Genomic DNA, 16848 nt, shown 5'->3' on the forward strand with positions numbered 1-16848 from the left:
CATATGACCCAGCTCGATTGAGCTGGGTTTTTATTTTAGCACTAGTAAGCTAAAAAAACAGCAAGCAGAAAAATTTAACTTAATAGTCAAAAACTAATAGTTTTGCACTTTTTTTGTAATTTGCTTGAATTATGAGAAACCTGATTCTATTTTGCTGCTTTACTACAATCTCGATTGCATTTGGACAAAACCAAAAACTACTTTCTTCGAAGATAAATCAGGTAACTATTGACGCCGATCAATTTTTAGGATACGATCAATTTGGCTCCTACTATACGATTAAGAACAATGTCTTTTCTAAAATAAAAGACAACGAATCTTTAGAATACAAAAACATTACATTGGGAAAAATCACGAAAGTAGATTTACTAAATCCTTTAAAAATTGTTTTGTTCTACGAAAATTTCAATACTGTTATTCTACTTGACAATCAACTGAACGAAACTCAGAAAATAAACTTCTCAGAAAATCTAATTCCAATAGTTGTGAACGCTATAGGAATAGCTTCTCAGAACCAATTATGGGTTTACAACATTTTGAATCAGCAAATTGGACTTTATGATTATTTAAAAAATGACTACAAAGTAATTTCCACTTCTTTCCCGGAAAGCATAAAATACTATCAATCAAATTTCAATGCTTTTTATTGGATAGATGATAAAAACAATTGGTTTTCCTGTGACATTTTTGGAAAAATAACAAAGAAAGGAAAAACATCTGATTTTGATTCGATAGAAATCATCAACGACAATCAATTTATCTTTTCCAAGAACTCCATTCTGACAATTGAAGACATTGAAAAGAATCAAAAATTCGAAATTGAAATTTCAGAAAAAACGTTTAAAAAATTCAGCTACAAAGACCAAATTTTATCTATTTTTACATTTGAAGGAATTACAAATTATAAAATCACAATACCGTAATGCACATAGCAGTAGCAGGAAACATTGGCTCAGGAAAAACAACTTTAACACAATTATTGGCTAAACATTTTAAGTGGGAACCCCATTTTGAAGATGTAGTTGACAATCCATATCTGGATGATTTCTATCATCAAATGGAGCGTTGGTCTTTTAATCTGCAGATTTATTTCTTGAATAGCCGTTTTCGTCAAATAATGCAAATTCGGGAGAGTGGCAAAAAAGTTATTCAAGACAGAACGATTTATGAAGATGCACATATTTTTGCCCCCAATCTATACTCCATGGGTTTAATGACAAATCGTGATTTTCAAAACTATTCTTCTCTTTTCGAATTAATGGAATCAACGGTTAAAGCCCCTGATTTATTAATTTATTTGAGAAGCTCTATCCCAAATCTTGTAGGTCAAATACACAAACGCGGGCGTGATTACGAATCTACCATTTCTATTGACTATTTAAGCCGACTGAATGAACGTTATGAAGCCTGGATTCATACCTATGACCGAGGTAAATTATTAATTATAGATGTTGACAATATTAATTTTGTGGATAATCCAGAAGATTTAGGAAACATATTTAATCGTATCGATGCGGAGCTAAATGGGTTATTTTAGATTTACACAACAAAAAAATGCTTCATAATTGTGAAGCATTTTTTTATTACAAGTATTTCCATTAATCTACATTTGTTTTATCAAGCTTATTGCTTTCTCTAAATTATAAGCACCATCAATCGCATTTTTATCAAAAACCATCATATAATTATAATTAGTTCCCGAAAGTCTGGCCCAAGATTTCCCTAACCTTAATTTTGCAGCCGTATCAGGATTATTCAAATGGGAACCTTTGGTTTCCACAACGATTACTTTATTGGTTTTAGTAACCAAAATAAAATCAGGATAATGATTCGATTTATAACCATTCAATGCAAAACCTTTTCCTCTGCCCAAATTGCGATGCCAAAAAGCAATATTTGATGAACTGGAAATTTCCAAAATAAATTGCTCTTCTAATCCATTCATATCACCTTCGTGAACATACAATGAATTACCAATGTCATTTCCAATTCTTGTTGGAATTATGGCTTTTTCAAATTTCCAATTGGGTTCTGTTTTAATTTTAGGGATTTCGAGCCAATCATTAAACTTCTCTTCTGCATAAATATCGGCTAATTGATTGATTTTATCTTTAATAGAATCAGAATACGTCAGTTTATATTGATTGAAATCTATCAACTCCTGTGCGGACATATTCTCTAAAATTCTAGTGACGTATTTCTTAATTTCATTATCGGCAATAGGTGGTAATTTATCAATTTGCTTGACTACAAAATGCGCTAAATCTTTAATTTGTCCTTCTTTAGGTTTAGCTAAAATGTATTCCGTCATTTTTTCTTGAACTACATTCTCTATTTTGAACGAAACCATTTTATAACCGCCATCATTCGTTTTTTCAGTATCAATTTTATATAAATCCGAAGAAATACTTTTAAAAGGGATTTGAATATCTTTATCCGAAAGCTTAAAATCTTTCAAAAGATTCACCCTGTCTAACAATTGCGTGTCGCCTTGTTCCATTAAAAGAAATTCATTTTGAGGAACTTCAACTACAAATTTTGGTAATACAATTGCCGAAGCTTGTTCAGCAACACTTTCACGCATTTTATATTGTTTCACTTTCATTCCCACTTCAGAATAAATTTGTTGAACTGTATTTGAATTTTCCTGATTGGCAATTTGAATCTCCATTTTTAGACTATCTTCAATTGCCATTTTTTCCATTTCAAATACAGCAATATTAGGAGAGTTACTCATTTCATTGGGATTGAAATGAATTTTTTGAATATCAATCAAACCTTCTTCTACAACTCCTATCTGCTCAGGAAAAAAGAAATTATCTAATGTTTCTTGCTTCACTTCTTCTTTTACAAATTCTGGCATAACGTCTTTTTCTCGATAATCTTTTTCGCTAAAACCGGATTGCTGCAATCCTTTGATAATATTTTGCAAAGTGTTTTGAAACTTAACCGAAGCCGTAATTACATACGATAAATTCAACATCGTGCTGTTATGTTTCATCACATAGGGTTGGCGTAAAACACGTCCCAAAATCTGCGTAACATCAACTTCCGAAGATTTATCAGCCAAGGAAGCCAAGATATAAGCAAACGGGCAATCCCAACCTTCTTTCAACGCATTAATGGTAATAATATAACGAACAGGACAAGCCGCACTCATTAAATCCTCATTTTTCAACTCGTCTTTATTGGCAGTTTTGATTTTGATTTGTTCTTCTGGAATTCCAACAGCAATCAATTGGGCTTTCAATTTGTCAAAAGTGGTATTATCTTCTTTTCCTTTGGATTGTGCCTGAAACAAAACTATTGGACGAATGTACTTTCCTCCATTTTCTTCCAAAATTTTAGCCTCTGTTTCCAGTTTATTTTGCAAATGCAACGCACTTTCTATAACGCCTTCTATGTTTTGATGATTATAAACGATAACCGGCAACTTAACCATATGCTCTTTTTTGAGTTCAATAGCCGAAACTAAACTCACAATATTAGCATTTTGCTTAGGCGTTGCGGTCAAATCTAAAATAAAACTTGGGTTGAGATTATTCAACATTTCGACACTCAAATCACTTTCGGCATTATGACTTTCGTCAACAACTAAAATTGGATTTAAGCTTCTTATGACATTGATTAACGCTTCTTTTTCTGTACCCTCTAAAACAATTTCATCATCAATAGAATCTGAAAAACTGGATAAATTAGAATTTTGTTCATTAAATTTCCTATCCTCTTTATTCTTGGCTCTTATGGACGCAAAATTCACCACCATAATACTCAATTGTTCTTGTACCGATGATGGATTGAAATTAGCCCCTTGTAATAAATCCCGTTTTTCATACACTTGAACTCGGTGATTGAACAATGAGTTCAATTTCTGACAATATGGATGATCGGGATTCGAAAGATTTCGTACCGTTTGATCTAATAAATTGCTCCAGGGTACCAACCAAACAACCGCTCTTGCCTTAGTATCTGGCATTGCATCAAAAATAGTTTTCAACGCATTGCAAGCAATAAAAGTTTTCCCTCCTGCAGTTGGCACTTTTATACTTAAATGTACTGCATTTGGAACGGTGTTTTGATACGGGCGCATTCCTTCGCCAGTTAATGGATTATAGAAACCCACTTTTTCCTGCCAAAAAGAATTGAAAGCTTTATCCGCTTTTTTATGGTTTTGCAAATACTCAAAATAAAGTTGCAAATCGTCAATAACTTGCTTTTGGTAGGTTTTTAGTTCCATAATTAAAAACGAGTTATATCTCTTGGAATTTTCTTGAATTCAATGTTTTTATCTCTCATAAAAGTTTCAGGCAACAAACAATTATCGGCATAAATAATATAGCGTTCCGCTTTTTGTTGGACAAATTGAGCTAAAGATTCATAATCTAGCGTGGTTAAATTGTCTTTTTCGTAGATAAAATAATAGCTGGTGTCGTTGTGGGTTCCTAAAAAAACCACCCCGTCCTGCGGACACCCCTCCAATGGAGGGGAATAAGAACATCGGGTTTCGGTAAACCAAACGTATTCTCTTATTTTATCGATGCTAACCGTTTCGTTTAAGTTATTGTTTTCGTCAAAAAGCGGTTCGCCTAAGGTGTAATAATCAAAACTACCTCCAGTTCCTTCTTTATCGGCATAACCATTGATGACTCTTTTGACACGCTCGGCAGTAATGGTTTCAGCATAATCTTCCATTTCTATTAAAATGAATTTACGATTACCTCCGTCTTGTTTGTTTAAGTTTAAAACGGCGTGGGCTGTTGTTCCTGAACCAGCGAAGCTGTCTAGGATTATGGAGTTTTTGTTTGTGGAAATTTTAATTATTTTATCAATTAAAGTGTAAGGTTTTGAAAAAGGAAAAATCAAACCCATTTTAGTCAACTCCTCTGAAGCATCTTCATTAACTCCAACATTATCGAACCAATTACTAGAAATTTGTCCTTCTGAATTATCCAGATATAATTTAAGATAAGGTGTTCCTGTTTCTGTCCAATAAATCAAATCTTGATTACTTTTTTCATCAAAAAAATCTCTATTTCTTATGCTTTTTATAGTTTTGGTTTGACCAGATGGCGAAACAACCTCAAGTAAATGTTTTCCTCTACTATTATCTACAATTGTACCTCTTCTAAATTTTCCTATTTGATCTTCATATCTATATTCTTTTAATGCAGTGTTTTGTAATTCAGATTTATTAAAAACTTTTCCATTCTTATTTTTAACATAGCAAACTATAAACTCTCCTACAATTGATAATAAGTTGGAATTATTATTTTGACTTTCGCTTCTTTTCCAATGAATACTTGTAACAAAATTTGAAATTCCAAAAATTTCATCACAAATTATTTTAAGATTCGCTTGTTCATTATCATCACAAGAAATAAAAATCGCACCGTCTTTAGCCAATAGTTTATGAAGCAATTTTAGTCTGGGATACATCATACACAACCATTTGTCGTGTCGCGTTAAATCTTCACTTTCTTTGCCCACCACTTTTCCCAACCATTTTTTAATTTTTGGAGAATTGACATTGTCGTTATAAACCCAGCTTTCATTTCCTGTATTGTAGGGCGGATCGATGTAAATACAATTAACTTTTCCTTCGTATTTGGGTAATAATGATTTTAAGGCTTCTAGATTATCGCCATTGATAATGAGACTTCCACAATCAGTAGGAGTTTCGATCTTTCCGTTTTCAGAAAAACCATATTCGTGATTTAGGACTTTATAAGGAACTTCTTGATGATGATTGATGATTTTGTCTTTACCAATCCAATGTAGTGTAGGCATTTATTTTTTACTTTGTCCAAATATAGAATTTTCGGATAAAACTCCGAATGATAAAATCGATTATTTTCTTTTTGATGGTTTTATTTGTTTAGTGCAAACACAACTAGATTATATAAAGGAAACCTTAACCCAAAGAATCTATATTCTCTTTATGGAAAAATATAAAGGGAATAAACTTCAGTTTGCAAAAAAAGTAGGTTGTGATGAAAAAGCTATCCGCTTAATTTTTGATAAAAATCAAGGTATGACAATGAATTTGTTTTTTAAAATTGCGTCAGCCCTTGAAGTAGAACCTATTGAATTAATCAAAGATTTAAAAATCTCTAAATAAAAATTTTAAAGTACAAATCATCATTTTTCCCAAATAGGGAATTTTTAATTATCTTTGGTATTCAAAGTAACGTATGAGAATAATTGCTAAAAGAACTTTACAGCATTTTTGGGAAAAATATCCAAGTTCAAAACAACAATTATTGTCTTGGTATCAAGTTATTGACAAAAATATTTTCACCAATTCCAATGATGTAAAATCAATTTTTGGCTCAGCAGATTTTGTAGGTAACAACAAAGTGGTTTTCAATATTTGTGGCAATCATTATCGGTTAATCGTAAAAATTAATTATGTAACACAAATTGTCTATATATTATTTATAGGGACTCATCCTGAATATGATAATTTGAAAGACATTAAAAACTTATAAAAAATGGAAATAAATCCTATAAAAACAGAAAAAGATTATGATTTAGCTTTAGAAAGGGTAAACCTTCTTTTTGACGCTAAACCTAATACCAATGAAGGAGACGAATTGGATATTTTAGTTACACTGATAGAAAAGTATGAACAAATACATTACCCAATTCCTGAACCCGACCCAATTGAAGCGATTAAGTTCATGATGGAACAAAACGGACTTACAGATGCCGATTTAGGCATTATTTTGAATAGCCGCTCGAGAGTAACTGAAATTTTTAAACGTAGAAGAGCTTTAACTATTAAACAAATTAGAGTTTTAACAGAAACACTTCATATTCCAGCTTCAACTTTAATCAAAGAATATGCATTAGAACAATAATTTTATAATTTCAAACAAAAATGCCTCACAATTGTGAGGCATTTTATTTATATGCTTTTAGCTTATTATTTCAAAGCATCGATTTTCGCCTGAACTTCTTCATCAGTTCCCTCGAAAACTTGCGTATCCACTTTACCATTTATGGTGGTCGTTACTGTAGCCACAACCATACCATTGGCATTAGTTTTTTGAATCGAAACTTCTTTAGAAATCATATGAGTTGACATCGCTTCTGCATTCATGTGTTCACAGGTTTTATTTGTACAACCTTTAGCTTTACATTCTTCTGCTGACATTGAAATACATTTACCTGAAGCCACACAACAAGATGCTTTATCAGAAATGGTATGACTTCCGTTACCCAAAATTGGTGCAATTACAAGACCGATTAAGCAAGTTAATTTAATCAAAATATTCATCGATGGTCCAGAAGTATCTTTGAACGGATCACCAACAGTATCTCCAGTTACAGCTGCTTTGTGCGCATCAGAGCCTTTGTATGTCATTTCACCGTTAATTAACACCCCTGCTTCGAAGGATTTTTTAGCATTATCCCAAGCACCACCTGCATTGTTTTGGAAAACGGCCCAAAGCACACCAGATACAGTAACTCCAGCCATATATCCTCCTAACATTTCAGCAATTAACTGGTTGTTGTCTCCATAAACTAATTTACCAAGTAAAACAATTGCTATTGGAAAACCGATAGTCAAAATTCCTGGCAACATCATTTCGCGTAAAGCGGCTTTGGTTGAAATATCAACACATTTAGCATATTCCGGTTTTCCGGTTCCTTCCATAATTCCCGGAATTTCTCTAAACTGACGACGTACTTCATACACCATATCCATCGCAGCTTTTCCAACAGAATTCATCGCTAAAGCAGAGAAAACAACGGGTATCATTCCACCAACAAACAACATCGCTAAAACAGGCGCTTTGAAAATATTAATCCCGTCAATTCCGGTAAAAGTTACGTACGCCGCAAATAAAGCTAATGAGGTCAATGCAGCTGAAGCAATAGCGAAACCTTTTCCTGTTGCAGCAGTTGTATTTCCAACAGAATCCAAAATATCCGTTCTTGTACGCACTTCCTTTGGTAGTTCACTCATTTCAGCAATTCCACCTGCATTATCCGATATGGGGCCAAAAGCATCAATTGCCAGTTGCATAGCCGTTGTTGCCATCATGGCCGAAGCTGCTAAAGCCACACCATAAAATCCTGCAAAAGCATAAGAAGTCCAAATGGCAGCAGCAAACAACAAAACGGTTGGAAACGTAGAAATCATTCCTGTTGCCAAACCTGCAATTACATTTGTCCCAGCTCCAGTACTCGATTTTTGTACAATTGCCATTACTGGTTTAGTCCCTAATCCCGTGTAATATTCTGTAACAGATGAAATTGTAGCTCCAACCACTAATCCTACGATGGTTGCATAGAAAACTCTCATCGATGAGATATCTTGTATCCCTTCTCCATAAAACTCCATTTTCATGGTTGAAGGCAACATATATTGAACTAAAAAGAAACAAGCAATTGCAGTTAAAGCTATAGAAACCCAGTTTCCAATATTTAACGCTTTTTGCACTTGTTTTTCTTTTGCATTAGTATCCGTAATTTTAACCAACATGGTTCCGATGATAGAAAATAATATTCCAAAACCGGCGATTGCCATTGGTAGTAAAATGGGTCCGATTCCGCCAAAGGCATCCTCAATTTTCCCACCCATATCTTTGATAACATAATTACCCAGAACCATAGCTGCCAAAACTGTCGCTACATAAGAACCAAATAAATCGGCACCCATTCCGGCAACATCACCCACATTATCCCCAACATTATCTGCAATTGTAGCCGGATTACGAGGGTCATCTTCGGGAATTCCAGCTTCTACTTTTCCCACTAAATCAGCACCAACATCGGCAGCTTTTGTATAAATACCACCACCAACACGAGCAAACAAAGCAATAGATTCTGCTCCAAGAGAAAAACCTGCTAATGTCTCCAACACTTTGGTCATGTCTTCAGAAGAGGTCCAAACACCATTCATGAAAAAATGGAAAAAGAAAATAAAGAAAGAGGTTAAACCAAGAACGGCTAAACCTGCAACACCTAACCCCATTACTGTCCCACCACCAAAAGAAACTTTTAAAGCTTGTGGCAAACTGGTACGGGCAGCTTGTGTTGTTCTAACATTGGTTTTTGTTGCAATTTTCATTCCCATGTTTCCCGCCAAGGCCGAGAAAAATGCTCCGAAAACAAAAGCAACTACTATTAATATATGTGTTGTAGGAACGACAAATGAAACTCCGGCTAAAACGATGCTTGCTCCTACTACGAAGAAAGCCAATAACCTATATTCTGCTTTAAGGAAAGCTAATGCACCTTCGTAAATATAATCTGAAATCTCTTTCATCTTACCATCTCCAGCGTCTTGTTTTAATACCCAAGCTCTTTTAACCCACATGAACAGAAGTCCTACAATTGCCATAACTATTGGCAAGTAAATCATTATTGTATTCATAAATTTCTTTTGGTTTTTGGTTAGTATTAGTAATTTTACCAAACGAATTTAAACAAAAAAGCAATACTCCTAACGGAATATTGCTTTTTTTGTAAAAATTATAGATGAAAATTATTTAATACTAAACAATCCTTCTGGTTTATTTTCAATTGCGTTGAAACGATCTGTACATTCTTTGATAATTGCAAAGGCTTCGTTAACATCTCCCCATCCTTCTACATCTACTACTTTATTTTCCAAATCTTTGTACACTTGAAAGAAATGCTCAATCTCTTTTAATAAGTGAGGATTGATATCTGATAAATTTTCTAATGAATTCCAAATTGGATCTGAAACCGGTACACAGATAACTTTTTCATCTGGTCCTTTATCATCTGCCATGTGGAAAACACCGATAGGTTTTACTTCCATTACACATCCAGGAAAAGTTGGCTCGTTTACTAAAACCAAAACATCTAATGGATCTCCGTCTAATGCTAAAGTTTCAGGAATAAATCCGTAATCAGCTGGATACATCATTGACGAGAATAACATTCTGTCAAAACGCATTCTTTTTATTTCGAAATCATATTCGTATTTATTTCTACTTCCTCTTGGTATTTCGATTAAGACATCGAAAGTTGTTAATTTGTCTGCTGTCATTTTTGTTTTCTTTTCTATATTTATGGATGCAAAAATAAGTAAAGAATCTCTTTCAACAATAAAAAATCAATGTTATCTCTTCATTAAATTTTAACAAACAGCACTTTAGTAAACCACCGTTCGATTTCTTTTGTTCAAATAATGATGCCACAAAAGATAGGTAGCCACGGAACGATACGGACTCCATTTTGTAGTATGAACTTCCATGTCTTCTTTATTATGAATATCCAGTAATTCTTTTATGGTATTTACTACCGCAATATCTCCTAATGGCAGTAAATCTGGCTCTTGAAGGCAAAACATTAAATAGATATCGATAGTCCAATTTCCAATTCCTTTTATCTTAATGAGCTCTTGTCGAACTTGCTGAGCGGTTTTGGACGACAAACTTTCTAAATCAATATCTTTATTCAGTATTGCAGTTGACAACGCTTTAATATAAGATGTTTTTTGGCGGCTTACGCCAAGATTTCTAAACTCTTCATCTGATAAAGTAAGAAGTGCCAAAGGTACAAAGTTCTTTTCTTTGGCCTTTAACTTTAAAAAAGTCGCCTTGGCTGAATCTATGGATACTTGCTGTTCTAAAATTAACAACACCAAAGTTTCAAATCCTTGTGGCCTTATTGGAATGGTTGGCATCCCATATTGTTCAATAATTTCTTTGAAAATAGTTTCTTTTTCTAAAAGATAGTCAATGGCTTGTTGCATAATCTGATTTTTTTAGCCCAGATGGAAACGGCATCCTTTTTATAAGGCGATTTTTCTTCGCCTTATAAAAAGATATAGTGTAAAGCTGGAAATAGCTCCAAATAAAAAAGTATGAATTGAATCTGAAATAAGTTCCCATTAGAAAAAGAATCCAAACGATCCTTTTACAGAGAAACGATTAGTATCCGGTGTGTTTAAATAATTGCCTCTCCATGCGAAGTCAATGCGGAATACTTTAAAAATATTTCCAATACCTGCATGATATTCCCAATAGACATTGTCAGGAGCATTATAGGTTAATCCGGAAGCATTAATTGCTCTATTAGCATCCGAAATAGTTCCGTAAACTCCTTTTACCCCAATAATTTCTCTCCAATTCAGTTTTCTCATAAAAGGGATTCTAGAAAACAACCTCCCTTGAAAATTATGATTCCATTGTAATGTTGTATATTGATCTGATATAAACTCATAATAATTAAGGTTGCTAAAGGTGTTTTCATTAGAGAAAAAAGTTTGGTTACCAGGAATGACACTCATTAATCCCAATGGAATTGTGCCAAAGGTTTTCCCCACTTCTAAAATAATATTTGAGCGCCCTAAGGGCCCTATTATTATAGGTTGTTTATAATACAATTGGATCTTTTCATATTTAAAATCACTATTCAACAACCCTTTAAATCCGTGGCTATAATTAACAAAAACCTCACTAAAAGGACTGTCTACATTATCTCTTTCTACAGCAACCCCAATAGTCTTTCTTTTAGGCGTATAATCTACTCGAAGATTAAATTCCGATTGTTTTACCTCGCTTTTAGTAATTCTCTGCCCTGAATCTGTATAGTAATCTAAACTAAATGTAGGCGAAGCAGACTCTAAAGTTCGATACGAGAATCCCGTTTGAAAGGTTAGATTTTTGACAGGTTCTATTTCTAAAGCAACGGTACTTAAATTAATGTTTGTCAGTTTACCATTATTCCCCGAAGAAAAAATCGTTGATGAAGCGTTACTTCGACCCAAAACATCCGTTGAGGAGGTCAAACTCGAACCTATTTGTTCCACATCACGCCGGTTTCCTCCAGATAAAATAAGTCGGTTTTTTTTATCAACCATCCATTTTCCAGAAAACCCATATTTAAACTTACCATCCTTGAAACCATAGGCAGTATAGGCTTGTAATCGCCAAGTATCAGCAGTGCCAAAGTAAGTTCTTGCGCCACTGCGCAAACGAACACCTTCAACTTCATTGTATCCAAATGTTGAAAAAATAGGCCCGTAATCGATATGACCAAATTGTACATAACCACTGGCGAGCACCATTACTGAACTTGTTATTTGTTTGAATTTTTTAACGTTCTTCAAAGTGTCAAGCATTTTATAAACGCCTAATTCATCTTTGCTCAAGTTTTCAAAACGGTTTTCATGCCAAAAATCATCTGATTTATCGTAAACCGATTTATCAACATAATTAACCTCCTCTTTATAAAACGAAATTGGTTTCTCTTTATTGAATTCGTGGTTTCTGTAGAAAGAGGTTCGCTTTCCATAAAGTCCTTTTGATTTTTCTTTTTTGTTTAAAGCAAAGTCCGACATCATATAATCTCGAGTCAAAAGAAAAACAGAATCATTCATTACTTCGAATTCCTGTTCTAAATAAATATCTTTTATCCAGTTGATGTTGGCACTTTTTGTAACGGCCATGTTGATTTTTTTGATAGCAAATGTGGAATCATTTACCCAAAAATCACCTTTGAAAGTCAGTTCGTTTTTACGACGGGGATAAAAGACAATGTTGTAACACCATTTTTTATCAACAACCGCGCTATCCCTTAATACATAATTATAAACATCAACGCCTGTAGTAGACAATGGGCTGGTAAAACTTTTATCAAAAAAAGTAAGGTGATTTTCATAGATATTATAATCCGAATATAAATCTTTTACAAAAGACAAAATTTGTTGATTCCCTTCAAAACCAGACGTTTTATTGGCTTTCATTTTCTCTTTTACCTTTTTCAATTTAGTATCCCCATACACATCATACAAAGATTCATTTATAAAAACAGGCAAATAGGTTTTCCCTGTAATCTTGGAAGTATCTACTTGATTAAAAATAAATTCCATGCCTTTGAAAAGCTTATTTTTCATAAAAGCACTATCAATGGTATTCATATCAAACTCTACCTTCTCATACTTTTCCATTTGGTATTGCGCAAATAAATTTAAGCCATTTTTACGCTTGTGCTCCCAAATTTTCCTGAGAATTTCAAGTGCCGGATTATTCTTTTTAGAGGTTTTACCCGTAAAAATGACGACTTCATTCAAGCTTTCGGCTTCGTTTAACTGAATTTTAAAATTGTAATTTACCAGTTTATTTAAAGTAATTTCCTTTTCAGAAAATCCCACCGATGATATTACGATGACTGTATACGTTTTGGCAGATTCGATGTAAAAACGCCCGTCTTCATTAGAAACTACACCTTCATTTGAATCTTTAAAAACAACATTGGCAAAAGGAATGGGCTGAGCTGCTTTGTCTACAACAATTCCGCTAACTTTTGTTTGTGCAAAAAGAACATGTGCTGAAGCAAACAAAAAAAATAAGATAAATAAGAAACGCTTTTTCATAATCATTCAAAAAAAAAACTTCATCAAATAAACAATTGATGAAGTTTCAAATATAGGTATTTAGAAATCTAGATTATTCTAAATTAAGATCGTTGACTGTTAAAGTTTATCTAAAAATCAAAATCTTAAAAAATCTATTTTTTATACAATACTTTTTTAACCGCTTTTACAACATCACCCGCATTAGGCAACCATTCTTTAAGCAATACTGGAGAGTAAGGTGCCGGAGTATCAGCTGTAGTGATACGTTGAATAGGCGCATCCAGAAAATCAAAAGCACGCTCTTGAACTAAATAAGTAATCTCAGAAGAAACACTTGCAAAAGGCCAAGCTTCCTCAAGAATCACCAATCTGTTTGTTTTTCTCACCGATGTTAAAATCGTTTCAAAATCCAAAGGACGAACTGTTCTTAAATCGATGATTTCACAGGAGATTCCTTCTTTAGCAAGTTCATCAGCAGCGATATAAGCTTCTTTAATGATTTTTCCAAAAGAAACAATCGTTACGTCAGTTCCTTCACGTTTAATATCAGCAACACCAATTGGAATAGTATATTCACCATCTGGAACTTCCCCTTTATCACCATACATTTGTTCTGATTCCATGAAAATCACAGGATCATTATCACGAATAGCTGATTTCAACAAACCTTTAGCATCATAAACATTTGATGGAACAACAACTTTAAGCCCTGGAGTGTTCGCAAACCAGTTTTCAAGTGCTTGTGAGTGTGTCGCTCCTAATTGTCCTGCTGAAGCGGTTGGCCCACGAAAAACAATAGGAACATTAAATTGCCCACCTGTCATCTGACGCATTTTGGCAGCGTTATTTATTATTTGATCAATCCCTACTAAACAGAAATTGAAAGTCATATATTCAACAATTGGTCTGCAACCATTCATTGCTGATCCTACTGCAATACCTGTAAAACCAAGTTCAGCAATTGGAGTATCAATAACTCTTTTTTCGCCAAATTCAGCAAGCATTCCTTTAGACGCTTTGTAAGCACCATTATATTCTGCAACTTCTTCACCCATTAAGTATATGGACTCATCGCGACGCATTTCTTCACTCATCGCTTCGCAAATGGCCTCTCTAAATTGTATAGTTCTCATAGTTGTATGTTGTATGTGTGTAATTTTCGAAAAGCAAAAATAAATATTTTAAACCACTTAAAAGCATAAATCACTTTAAATTAATCAGGAGCTATTTCCGGCTATACGCTATATCTTGTTGTGGTTAAAGGAACCACAACAAGGATGCCGCTACTATCCGGGCTACGAAATCGATATAATATTGAAAATTTGTATATTTCAAGCAATTTCCCTTCTGGATTTAAGCATTAAATCGAGAAGCCCAAAGCAACAATTTGACCACCATTTGTTTAATTTTTTTTAATTAATTCATTCAAATCCAAAAATAATAAGTCTCTTGTCAAAAAACATCCCGCTTTTACTTTAAAATTACGAAATCGTAATAGTTTTTGAAAATATTATGCACGCATAGTAAATTATTCAAAATATTATTCTAATTTTGTAAAAGAAATTTAGAATAATAAAAAACATACTTATGAAAATATTAGTTTGCATCAGTCACGTTCCTGATACTACATCAAAGATTAATTTCGTCAATGGTGACTCTGAATTCGACACAAATGGCGTACAATACGTAATCAACCCAAATGATGAATTTGGTTTAACACGTGCTATTTGGTTCCAAGAACAACAAGGTGCGACCGTAACTGTTGTCAATGTAGGAGGACCAGAAACCGAACCTACTTTAAGAAAAGCATTAGCAATAGGCGCAAACGAAGCCATTCGTATAAACGCAACTCCTAAAGACGGTTTTTTTGTTGCCAAACAACTTGCCGAAGTAATTAAAAATGGCTCATACGATGTTATCATAGCGGGAAAAGAATCACTTGATTATAATGGAGGAATGGTTCCTGGTATGGTTGCTGGAATTCTTGGGTACAACTTCCTAAATTCTTGCACAAGTATTACAGTTGATGGATCTAATGTAAAGGCAGTGCGTGAGATTGACGGAGGAAAAGAAACGGTAAGCACTTCATTGCCTTTAATAATTGGAGGCCAAAAAGGATTGGTTGAAGAAAAGGACTTGCGTATACCAAACATGAGAGGAATTATGACCGCAAGAACTAAAGTATTAAGCATATTAGAACCAGTAGAAGCTCCAGTGAATACGAAAGCGGTGAAATTTGAGAAACCAGCACCTAAATCAGCCGTGAAATTAATTTCACCTGACAATTTAGATGAATTAATCAATTTATTACACAACGAAGCGAAAGTAATCTAGTAATCCGTGTTCAGTCGCAGTTTTCAGTTCCAAGACTTTAAACTTTAAACCTGAAACTTAAACAAAAAAATTATGTCAATATTAATATATGCAGAATATGCAGAAGGAAAATTTAAGAAAGTAGCTTTCGAATTAGCTTCTTATGCAAAAAAAGTAGCCGAATCATTAGGAACAACTGTTACAGCCGTAACAGTAAACGCAGGTGATGTTTCGGAATTATCAAAATACGGAGTAGACAAAGTTTTAAAAGTGAACAACGATAAATTATCCGGATTTACTGCAAAAGCATATGCTGATGCCATCAAACAAGCTGCTGAAAAAGAAAATGCAAAATTAATTTTGCTTTCCTCAACTACAGATAGTATTTACCTTTCATCACTTGTTGCAGTAGCCCTGGAAGCTGGATTTGCTTCAAATGTGGTTGGATTACCAGTAAGTACAGCTCCTTTTCAAGTAAAAAGAAATGCATTTTCAAACAAAGCTTTCAATATCACCGAAATTGCTACTGACATAAAAGTACTTGGTCTTGCAAAAAACTCGTATGGTGTTTTCATTAGTACAGACGCGATTAATCGCGTCGCTACCGAAGAAGATTTCAATCCATCAATTGAAGATAATGATTTTGGAGTAAAGGTAGAATCCGTAGAAAAGGGTTCCGGAAAAGTTTCCATCGCCGATGCTGATATTGTAGTTTCTGGTGGACGTGGTTTGAAGGGGCCTGAAAACTGGGGAATGATCGAAGAATTAGCTTCGGTACTTGGCGCAGCGACAGCTTGTTCAAAACCGGTTTCAGATTTAGGCTGGAGACCTCATAGTGAGCACGTAGGACAAACAGGAAAACCCGTTGCAACTAACTTGTATATTGCAATAGGAATTTCGGGAGCTATACAACATATTGCAGGAATCAACTCTTCAAAAGTAAAAGTAGTCATCAACAGCGATCCCGAAGCACCATTCTTCAAGGTAGCTGATTACGGAATTGTAGGAGATGCTTTTGAAATTGTCCCAAAATTAATTGAGAAATTTAAAGCTTTCAAAGCACAGCACGCATAATTCAACAAATCTATATAAATTGCTACCTAAAAAAAAGATATTTGTATCTTTGCTTTTAGGTAGCAATTTTTTTATATAAAATTGAACCTGATTTTTATTAAAGAACTAGTACAACGTAC

General features: G+C 33.9%; 14 protein-coding genes. 7 read left to right on the forward strand and 7 right to left on the reverse strand.

The window, feature by feature from the left end:
* The first annotated feature begins 131 nt into the window (after positions 1 to 131).
* Both T410_RS02465 and T410_RS02470 read left to right on the forward strand, forming a co-directional pair.
* Positions 132 to 923 (forward strand): hypothetical protein, encoded by a 792-nt coding sequence (locus T410_RS02465; RefSeq protein WP_035668384.1) that lies wholly within the window; start codon positions 132 to 134, stop codon positions 921 to 923.
* Entirely contained in the window at positions 923 to 1537 is a 615-nt protein-coding gene (locus T410_RS02470; protein WP_035668387.1) for a deoxynucleoside kinase, read from the forward strand. The genes T410_RS02465 and T410_RS02470 overlap by 1 nt, the downstream gene beginning before the upstream one ends.
* 66 nt (positions 1538 to 1603) lie before the next feature.
* Here the strand turns inward: T410_RS02470 and T410_RS02475 are convergent, their stop codons facing one another.
* The gene (locus tag T410_RS02475) at positions 1604 to 4237 is read right to left on the reverse strand and encodes a DEAD/DEAH box helicase (protein ID WP_035668389.1); all 2634 of its coding nucleotides are present in this window, start codon (positions 4235 to 4237) and stop codon (positions 1604 to 1606) included.
* Between the two features lie 2 nt (positions 4238 to 4239).
* Positions 4240 to 5787, reverse strand: a complete 1548-nt coding sequence (locus T410_RS02480; RefSeq protein WP_035668392.1) for a site-specific DNA-methyltransferase — start codon at positions 5785 to 5787, stop codon at positions 4240 to 4242.
* 151 nt (positions 5788 to 5938) lie between these two features.
* Here T410_RS02480 and T410_RS16865 point away from each other — a divergent pair, with 151 nt between their 5' ends.
* The 3 genes from T410_RS16865 to T410_RS02495 all read left to right on the forward strand — a co-directional run bounded on the left by T410_RS16865 (position 5939) and on the right by T410_RS02495 (position 6860).
* Positions 5939 to 6118, forward strand: coding sequence for a hypothetical protein (locus tag T410_RS16865; RefSeq protein WP_152556925.1), 180 nt, complete (start codon positions 5939 to 5941; stop codon positions 6116 to 6118).
* A gap of 73 nt (positions 6119 to 6191) precedes the next feature.
* Positions 6192 to 6488, forward strand: a complete 297-nt coding sequence (locus T410_RS02490; protein WP_035668394.1) for a type II toxin-antitoxin system HigB family toxin — start codon at positions 6192 to 6194, stop codon at positions 6486 to 6488.
* A 3-nt stretch (positions 6489 to 6491) separates the two neighbouring features.
* On the forward strand, positions 6492 to 6860 hold the full coding sequence (locus T410_RS02495) for a type II toxin-antitoxin system HigA family antitoxin (protein WP_035668396.1): 369 nt from the start codon (positions 6492 to 6494) through the stop codon (positions 6858 to 6860).
* 65 nt (positions 6861 to 6925) lie between these two features.
* Here the strand turns inward: T410_RS02495 and T410_RS02500 are convergent, their stop codons facing one another.
* The 5 genes from T410_RS02500 to T410_RS02520 all read right to left on the reverse strand — a co-directional run bounded on the left by T410_RS02500 (position 6926) and on the right by T410_RS02520 (position 14475).
* Positions 6926 to 9385: a sodium-translocating pyrophosphatase gene (locus T410_RS02500; RefSeq protein WP_035668398.1), complete on the reverse strand. Its 2460-nt coding sequence runs from the start codon at positions 9383 to 9385 to the stop codon at positions 6926 to 6928.
* Positions 9386 to 9496: 111 nt separating this feature from the next.
* On the reverse strand, positions 9497 to 10027 hold the full coding sequence (locus T410_RS02505) for an inorganic diphosphatase (protein WP_035668400.1): 531 nt from the start codon (positions 10025 to 10027) through the stop codon (positions 9497 to 9499).
* Positions 10028 to 10132: 105 nt separating this feature from the next.
* Positions 10133 to 10735, reverse strand: coding sequence for a DNA-3-methyladenine glycosylase (locus T410_RS02510; protein WP_035668402.1), 603 nt, complete (start codon positions 10733 to 10735; stop codon positions 10133 to 10135).
* A gap of 138 nt (positions 10736 to 10873) precedes the next feature.
* Positions 10874 to 13360, reverse strand: coding sequence for a DUF5686 and carboxypeptidase-like regulatory domain-containing protein (locus T410_RS02515; RefSeq protein ID WP_035673979.1), 2487 nt, complete (start codon positions 13358 to 13360; stop codon positions 10874 to 10876).
* 134 nt (positions 13361 to 13494) lie between these two features.
* Positions 13495 to 14475 (reverse strand): pyruvate dehydrogenase complex E1 component subunit beta, encoded by a 981-nt coding sequence (locus T410_RS02520; RefSeq protein WP_035668403.1) that lies wholly within the window; start codon positions 14473 to 14475, stop codon positions 13495 to 13497.
* Positions 14476 to 14929: 454 nt separating this feature from the next.
* On the opposite strand from T410_RS02520, the gene T410_RS02525 reads away from it, so the two are divergent.
* Positions 14930 to 15676: an electron transfer flavoprotein subunit beta/FixA family protein gene (locus T410_RS02525; RefSeq protein ID WP_035668404.1), complete on the forward strand. Its 747-nt coding sequence runs from the start codon at positions 14930 to 14932 to the stop codon at positions 15674 to 15676.
* A gap of 72 nt (positions 15677 to 15748) precedes the next feature.
* A complete protein-coding gene (locus tag T410_RS02530) occupies positions 15749 to 16729 on the forward strand; it encodes an electron transfer flavoprotein subunit alpha/FixB family protein (protein WP_035668407.1) in 981 nt (326 codons plus the stop codon).
* The last annotated feature ends 119 nt before the right edge of the window (positions 16730 to 16848 follow it).

The organism is Flavobacterium sp. 83 (genome assembly GCF_000744835.1).
Lineage (GTDB): Bacteria > Bacteroidota > Bacteroidia > Flavobacteriales > Flavobacteriaceae > Flavobacterium.

Bases quoted from the DNA above. Each gene is read 5' to 3' on its own strand.
- T410_RS02465 (WP_035668384.1), top strand. From the start codon at position 132: ATGAGAAACCTGATTCTATTTTGCTGCTTTACTACAATCTCGATTGCA.
- T410_RS02470 (WP_035668387.1), top strand. From the start codon at position 923: ATGCACATAGCAGTAGCAGGAAACATTGGCTCAGGAAAAACAACTTTA.
- T410_RS02475 (WP_035668389.1), bottom strand. From the start codon at position 4,237: ATGGAACTAAAAACCTACCAAAAGCAAGTTATTGACGATTTGCAACTT.
- T410_RS02480 (WP_035668392.1), bottom strand. From the start codon at position 5,787: ATGCCTACACTACATTGGATTGGTAAAGACAAAATCATCAATCATCAT.
- T410_RS16865 (WP_152556925.1), top strand. From the start codon at position 5,939: ATGGAAAAATATAAAGGGAATAAACTTCAGTTTGCAAAAAAAGTAGGT.
- T410_RS02490 (WP_035668394.1), top strand. From the start codon at position 6,192: ATGAGAATAATTGCTAAAAGAACTTTACAGCATTTTTGGGAAAAATAT.
- T410_RS02495 (WP_035668396.1), top strand. From the start codon at position 6,492: ATGGAAATAAATCCTATAAAAACAGAAAAAGATTATGATTTAGCTTTA.
- T410_RS02500 (WP_035668398.1), bottom strand. From the start codon at position 9,385: ATGAATACAATAATGATTTACTTGCCAATAGTTATGGCAATTGTAGGA.
- T410_RS02505 (WP_035668400.1), bottom strand. From the start codon at position 10,027: ATGACAGCAGACAAATTAACAACTTTCGATGTCTTAATCGAAATACCA.
- T410_RS02510 (WP_035668402.1), bottom strand. From the start codon at position 10,735: ATGCAACAAGCCATTGACTATCTTTTAGAAAAAGAAACTATTTTCAAA.
- T410_RS02515 (WP_035673979.1), bottom strand. From the start codon at position 13,360: ATGAAAAAGCGTTTCTTATTTATCTTATTTTTTTTGTTTGCTTCAGCA.
- T410_RS02520 (WP_035668403.1), bottom strand. From the start codon at position 14,475: ATGAGAACTATACAATTTAGAGAGGCCATTTGCGAAGCGATGAGTGAA.
- T410_RS02525 (WP_035668404.1), top strand. From the start codon at position 14,930: ATGAAAATATTAGTTTGCATCAGTCACGTTCCTGATACTACATCAAAG.
- T410_RS02530 (WP_035668407.1), top strand. From the start codon at position 15,749: ATGTCAATATTAATATATGCAGAATATGCAGAAGGAAAATTTAAGAAA.